General features: G+C 35.0%; 3 protein-coding genes. All 3 read left to right on the forward strand.

Annotated features, from left to right (window positions below):
- The first annotated feature begins 491 nt into the window (after nucleotides 1-491).
- Complete coding sequence (locus J7K93_12410; protein MCD6117812.1) at nucleotides 492-1,106, forward strand: sigma-70 family RNA polymerase sigma factor; 615 nt, start codon at nucleotides 492-494, stop codon at nucleotides 1,104-1,106.
- Entirely contained in the window at nucleotides 1,096-1,770 is a 675-nt protein-coding gene (locus tag J7K93_12415; GenBank protein MCD6117813.1) for a zf-HC2 domain-containing protein, read from the forward strand. Before J7K93_12410 ends, J7K93_12415 begins: the two co-directional genes overlap by 11 nt.
- A gap of 167 nt (nucleotides 1,771-1,937) precedes the next feature.
- A complete protein-coding gene (locus J7K93_12420) occupies nucleotides 1,938-1,991 on the forward strand; it encodes a hypothetical protein (protein MCD6117814.1) in 54 nt (17 codons plus the stop codon).
- The last annotated feature ends 1,124 nt before the right edge of the window (nucleotides 1,992-3,115 follow it).

The raw sequence follows: 3,115 nt of genomic DNA on the forward strand, positions 1-3,115 counted from the left end.
GGTATTGATATTCATACCTGTACAATTTATGGAAATGAAAAATGTTGCTTAAACTTAACTTTCTGTCCATTTTTTTGTTGCAAGTCCACCTATTGTTGTTATCCCTTTTATTTGGTGGGCTAACAACAATTGTGTATATTTTTCTTTTAAGACTTCATTCATTTCCGTACTCTTTTATGCCTAACATATTCCTATCTCCCACACACCCATTCCTCATCCAACCCATCACATCGGAACGCACCTCTCCCCCTCCGCAAAACGGTCTGAAAATATAAAATCGGAATAAATAGTCTGTTCTCTCAAGGCAAAGCCCATATTAAATTATTAATATCCGGTCTGCCTCTCCCCTTTTGGAAACGCTTCTCTTTATGTGATGAATTCTGCAGTAAAAATATATTAAAGAAAAGGTCAATCCTATTGTAATTAAATTATATTTTAAAATCAAGAAAAATAATTCAAACTTTTTTCATTTATTTGCGTCATATTATTGTATGCAGAGAGAAAAAACCATATCAGATGCAGAGCTTGTAAAAAAATTCAATTCAGGCGACATTAATGCATTTACAACTCTTGTTAACAGATGGGAAAGCCATGTATATAACTTTGTTCTGAGAAATGTGGGGAACAGAGAGACTGCAAAAGATATCTGTCAGATACTATTTTTAAGGATCTTTGAAAAACTTCACAAAATAAAAGATCCTGGAAAATTCAAACAATGGATTTTTAAAATTGCTGTAAATCTCTGCAGGGACGAATATAAAAGAAGAAAAACAAGGAGCACATATTTTGTATCAGGCAGCTCACATGATGACAGTATTTCAATGTACACAGACAGGATTTCTGATAAATCACCTTCACCTGAACAGGCATTTGACAATAAATTACTAATCAACATTCTAAGCGAAGCTCTATTGGAACTGCCGGAAGACCAGCGAGTAGTAATAATTATGAAACAGTATCACAATCTTAAATTTACTGAAATTGCAGAAATCACAAAAACATCGGAAAATACAGTTAAATCACGCCTTTACTACGGTTTGAAAACTTTAAAAAAAGTATTGGAACAGCAAGAACTCAGCAGGGAGGTTTTAATAAATGAAATGTAAAGATTTTACAAACGACCTTATCTCCCTTGCATACGGAGATATTGATAAAGATAGAGAAAAAAAACTCAGAGCTCACCTTAAAGTATGCAGCCGCTGCAGACAGGAGCTTGAAGAACTTAAAAAAACCTCAAAAGTACTTTCAGAATGGAGAGACGAGGAACCTGAAATGAAATACGTTTTTGTAAAAAAGGAATCATTTTCCAAAAAAGTTTTGGAATCATTTATTGAGCTTGCATGGCCTAAAAAATTTGCCCTATCATTCTCCGCTGCAGCAATTGCCGTTTTGATTCTGCTTGCAGCGGCAAACACTACTATATCCGGCAGCAGGGGAACATGGCAGATATCAATGCGCCTGCATTCGGAAAAAACCGACAATAATCAGGAGATACTTGCACAGGCTTTAAAATCATACCAGAAAGAGCTGATTGTCCTTATTTCAAGAATGGTTGAAGATAGTGAAATACGGCAGCAGAAAATTACAGATTATAAACTTGCGCAGATTACCGAGCAATTCAACAGGGCAAGGCATACTGACCTTGCTGTGCTTGGGAATGAATTGCAAGGATTACAGAAAACCACTCAGGGCCAGTTCTATAAAACAAACGAAGTACTAAGCAATCTGATACAGTTCGCATCATATCAGTATGATAAACAAAAACCTTAAACGGAGGAAATCATGAGGATAAATAGAAAATATATAACAGCGCTTCTTGCATATCTTTTAATGAATACAGGTATCTCTTTGTGCCAGACGAATATACACAGTTCTGATATTACCATTTTGGAGGGCGTACTTGATAAGGTCATTTATAACAAAAGCTTAGGCTGGGGATGGGACTCAAAAACAACCGGCTTTTACCTCAATGGATTCGGATACTTGTTTAAAACCTCGGGAAACAGGCTGTTCTATGTAACAAAGCCTGAAATTACAGTAGAAGTAGAAAAACTTCGTAATCTGCGTGAGAAGCTTATCAGGACAAGGGAAAACAAGGACAGCCTGAAAGTAGTTGTTGAAAATTTAAAAAACAACAGCATTGACAGGTTACAGAAAAAAGATTCTTTATATTCGGCAGGCATAAAAGATATCAAACAAAATGTCTCTGATTTCCTGCTGAGGTATGCATCAACATTAACTCCCTCATTCAGCGGAGAAAAAATTGCTGTTCTCATTGATTTGAATAAATCTCCTTTTACGAAAAAACAGCAGAGTACATCTTTAACAGCCTGGGCGCTTATTTCGGATTTAAATAAATATATGGGACACAACATAACAGGGAAAAAATTCATCCATTTCAGCAAAGGCAGTACAAAATATTTCAAAATAGATAATCAGATTGACATATTCAACGAAATACTCGAAAAGTCTGTAAGCGGTTACGGCCACGACTTTTCCGGAACCTATTACAAGGGTTTAGGTGCAATATTCTTTCTTAATGTCAATGCTGCGGCATCGGATGAATCATATAACAAATCTCTTTCCCTTATATACGGAAGTAAACAAGATGATAATTCCAATGTATATATTCCTATGACAATAAAAAGCGGTAAAAGCCCGGATAAAAAATCTTTAGAAAAAGTTAAAAAAGAATATTTTAGTCAATTAAAAAATAAAATTATCACTGCAGTAATAAAATACGGCCATACAATTGATATAAATCCTGACGAAAGCATTATTATTGTCTTAAATTTCAACACTGCTTTTTCTTTCATGCATAGAGAAAAGCCTCCTGCATATATTATTCGTGCAGACAGAAAAGATATTATTGATTTTACTTCGGGAAAAATTACAAAAAAAATTCTTAAAACCAGAATAAAAGTAACAGAGAATTAAAAACTGTAATCACTAAGACGTAAGGGGAAAGAGGTGTCAGATTTAAAGGCAGGCATCTCTTTTCTTTTATTCGGACTTTCTCTCTTTTTCCCCGTCACCCTTTTAGCGGCTGTTTCCGCAGATATGACAAATTTACAACACACTTCATTAAAAAATACAAACTTGCACCCCCCGAAAA

Source organism: bacterium, from assembly GCA_021158245.1.
Taxonomy (GTDB): domain Bacteria; phylum Zhuqueibacterota; class QNDG01; order QNDG01; family QNDG01; genus QNDG01.